This window comes from Curtobacterium sp. B18 (assembly GCF_000333375.1).
Lineage (GTDB): Bacteria > Actinomycetota > Actinomycetes > Actinomycetales > Microbacteriaceae > Curtobacterium.
In genome coordinates, this window is record NZ_BACZ01000509.1 from 1 (window position 1) to 3,437 (window position 3,437).

4 protein-coding genes are annotated in these 3,437 nt (G+C 73.5%); 1 reads left to right on the forward strand and 3 read right to left on the reverse strand.

Annotated elements, in window-relative coordinates:
* The 3 genes from I5E_RS13405 to I5E_RS13415 form a co-directional block, all read right to left on the reverse strand.
* The coding region (locus tag I5E_RS13405; protein WP_022907439.1) for a DUF6716 putative glycosyltransferase at positions 1 to 790 on the reverse strand (790 nt) is incomplete at its 3' end.
* Positions 787 to 1,659 (reverse strand): N-acetylneuraminate synthase family protein, encoded by an 873-nt coding sequence (locus I5E_RS13410; protein ID WP_022907440.1) that lies wholly within the window; start codon positions 1,657 to 1,659, stop codon positions 787 to 789. The genes I5E_RS13405 and I5E_RS13410, both read right to left, overlap by 4 nt.
* A complete protein-coding gene (locus I5E_RS13415) occupies positions 1,656 to 2,435 on the reverse strand; it encodes an acylneuraminate cytidylyltransferase family protein (protein WP_022907441.1) in 780 nt (259 codons plus the stop codon). The genes I5E_RS13410 and I5E_RS13415 overlap by 4 nt, the downstream gene beginning before the upstream one ends.
* A gap of 160 nt (positions 2,436 to 2,595) precedes the next feature.
* On the opposite strand from I5E_RS13415, the gene I5E_RS21770 reads away from it, so the two are divergent.
* Positions 2,596 to 3,437 (forward strand): ArnT family glycosyltransferase (locus I5E_RS21770; protein ID WP_441294331.1); only part of this gene is annotated, 842 nt, incomplete at its 3' end.

The window sequence follows — 3,437 nt, forward strand, 5'->3', positions numbered from 1 at the left end:
TCTGGTGTTCGCCGGCGCCGGCCCGGACCTTGATCACCACCCGCCACTCCGGGTGTCGGCGCGCGGTCTCGGCGAGCCACCCGACGACACGCTCGCGGTCGGCCCGCCCGGCGGGGACGCTCGGCTGCGCAGCGAAGACGACGGCGTCGCGGGGCGGCGACCCGACGGTTGCGCCCCCGACCGCCGCCGCCGGCCGCGCGAACGGCAGCGTCGCGAGCGCGAAGTGCGGCTCGACGCCGCCCTCGGCCGCGAGCTCCTCGTACGCCCGGACCTCGCGGTGGCTGTGCAGCACGAACAGGTCGGCGCGCGCCCGGAAGAACACGCCCTTCCACTTCGCCGGGTACGAGATGCCCGGCAGCCCCGTCACGAGGACGGGCCGCCGCGGCACCCGACGGTGGACCTCCTCGATGACGAGTTCGGCGACCGGTCCGATCAGGGACACCAGGACCGCGTCCGGCGGGTCGGTGCGGAGTCGCTCGACGATCGCGTCGACGTCGAGCGGCTCCGGCGGTGTCGCCGCGAGGTGCGCCAGCCGGTGGTCGAGCCCCCGGAACGCGGACCGCAGCTGCGCCGGGCTCGCGGATCGCGGCGTCGCCACCGTGACGAGTTCCAGCTCCCAGTGCGCGGGTGCGGCGGCGAGCAGGTGGGCGCCCCACTTCGCGAACGAGTCGGTGTCGACCAGGCCGACCACCCGACGGACGCGCGGCGATCCGGCGGACGGGAGGCGCGCCTCCCGTCCGCCCGTCGCCCCGCGTCCGTCGCCGGTCGCGTCCAGGGCGTCGCCGGTCACGCTCCGACGCGGCGCAGCTTCGCGAGCGGTGCCCGCTCGCCCGGCATGACCCGCTTGACCCCGTCGCCGAGTGCGGTCTCGATGATGCGGACGTCGCGCGCCAGGGTCTGCAGCCCGTGCGGCTCGAGCGAGGCAGCGTGGTCCGAGCCCCACATCGTCCGGTCGAGCGTGATGTGGCGCTCGAGGGCGGTGGCGCCGAGGGCGACGGCGGCGATGGAGATCTGCAGGCCCGGCTCGTGCCCCGAGTACCCGACCGGGACCCCCGCGTACCGGGTCGCGAGGGTGTCGATCATCCGCAGGTTCGCCTCCTCGGCGGGGAGCGGGTACGTCGACGTCGCGTGCATGAGCACGAGGCGCTCGGTGCCGAGGGCGTCGACGGCGCGGTCGATCTGCTCGAGCGTCGACATGCCGGTCGACAGGATCACGGGCTTGCCGGTCGCGGCGACCTCGGCGAGGAGACCGAGGTCCGTCACCGACGCCGAGGCGATCTTGTACGCGACCACGTTCAGGTCCTCGAGGAACGCGACCGACGGCTCGTCCCACGGCGAGGCGAACCAGTCGAGCCCCCGGAGCGTCGCGTGGTCCCCGATCTCGATGTACTGGTCGCGGTCGAACTCGACGCGGTACCGGTACTCGAGGTACGTCATCTCGCCCCACGGTGTGCTGCGGGGCGTCTGCTTCATGTGCTCCGGCGTCGCGATCTCCGGCGTGCGCTTCTGGAACTTCACCGCCTGCAGCCCGGCGTCGGCCGCGACGTCGATGAGCCGCTTGGCGATGTCGACGTCGCCGTTGTGGTTCAGGCCGATCTCGCCGATGAGGTACGCGGGGTGGCCCGCGCCGATCGTGGACGTGCCGATGGTGACGGTCATGGTGCTCCGTTCGGTGCGGGGACGTGCGGCGCGGTCGCCGGACGGGGGTCGGGTGCGTGCTCGGTGGAGCGGCTCGTGCTCGTCGGCCGGTCCAGCCGGGTCGCGAGGGCGGAGGCGAGGGCGAGGTCCGCCGGCTCGTCGACGTCGATGGCGCCCGCACCGTCCACGACGACGAGTTCGACCCGGCCGTGGAACCGGTGCCGGTGCTCGCGGAAGCCGGTCGCGCGGAAGACGTAGAAGGCGCCCGTCTCACGGAACTCCGGGGCGCGGTCCTGCCGGCGGGGGCGGACCGCCTGCTCGTGGTTCACGGCGCGGGCGGTGCCGTCGTCGTCGACGCGCCAGAGGAAGGCGTGCGAGGGCGCCGCGGCGAACACCGCGTCGACGCGCCCGTCCCGGACCCGGGTGACGGCGGCGTCGAGGTCGGCCGGGTCGATGAACGGCGAGGTCGCCTGCACGAACACGACGACCTCGGGCTCCTCGCCCGCGGCCGCGAGTACGTCGAGGACGTGCAGCACCGCCGACTCCGACGAGGCCTCGTCACCGGCCAGCTCCGGCGGGCGGCGGACCACCCGGGCGCCGGCGGACACGGCCTCGGCCGCGATGGCGTCACCGTCGGTCGAGACCACGACGGCGTCGATCGTCGGGCTCGCGAGCGCGGCCTCGACGGCGCGGCGCACCAGCGACCGCCCGGCGACCCGGCGGAGGTTCTTGCCCGGGATGCCCTTCGAACCCGCGCGGGCCGGGACGACCGCGACGACGGAACCGGTGGAGCGCATGCCCGGGACGCTACGAAGCTGCGGTGTCGCACAGGCGAACGGCAGGCAGACGCGCGCCGAAGGGTTCCGGAACCCGACCCGGCGGACGTCCGCCGCGCCTCCCGGCTCTTCCACAGCGGCAGCAACGGATGCCGAAAGCCGGTCCGGTGACCCTGGACCCATGAGTCGCACCTCCCGCACACGCGCCGTCCAGCGAGCACGCTGGGAACGTCCCGCCTTCTTCGGGCTGCTCCTCGCCACGGGCGTGCTGTACCTGGTGAACCTCGGCGTCAACGGGTACGCGAACGCGTTCTACTCGGCCGCCGTCCAGGCCGGGAGCCAGAGCTGGGAGGCCTTCTTCTACGGGTCCTCGGACGCCGGCAACTCGATCACCGTCGACAAGCCGCCGGCGTTCCTCTGGGTGATGGAGCTGTCGGTCCGGCTGTTCGGCCTGAACTCGTGGGCGATCCTCGTCCCCGAGGCGCTGATGGGGGTCGCCACCGTCGCGCTGCTGTACGCGATCGTCCGCCGACGCTTCTCCGCCGGGGCGGCGCTCACCGCCGGAGCCGCACTCGCCACGACCCCCGTCGCCACCCTGATGTTCCGCTTCAACAACCCGGACGCGCTCCTCACCCTGCTCATGGTGCTGTCGCTCTGGCTCGTCCTGCGCGGCGTCGACACCGGGAAGCTGCGGTACGTGGTCTGGGCTGGTGTCGCCGTCGGGTTCGCCTTCCTCACGAAGCAGCTGCAGGGCTTCCTGATCCTGCCCGTCCTCGTCGGCGTGTACCTGTACTGCTCGTCGCTGCCGTTCGTGAAGCGCGTCGTGCACCTGCTCTGGGCCGCCCTCGCCGTGGTCGTCGCCGGCGGCTGGTGGGTCGCCGTCGTGGAACTCGTGCCCTCGTCGTCCCGCCCGTACGTCGGGGGATCGCAGACGAAACTCGTTCCTCGAGCTCACCTTCGGCTACAACGGCCTCGGTCGGGTCACCGGCGACGAGACGGGCAGCGTGACCGGCGGTGGCGGGA

Bases quoted from the DNA above. Each gene is read 5' to 3' on its own strand.
- I5E_RS13410 (WP_022907440.1), bottom strand. From the start codon at position 1,659: ATGACCGTCACCATCGGCACGTCCACGATCGGCGCGGGCCACCCCGCG.
- I5E_RS13415 (WP_022907441.1), bottom strand. From the start codon at position 2,435: ATGCGCTCCACCGGTTCCGTCGTCGCGGTCGTCCCGGCCCGCGCGGGT.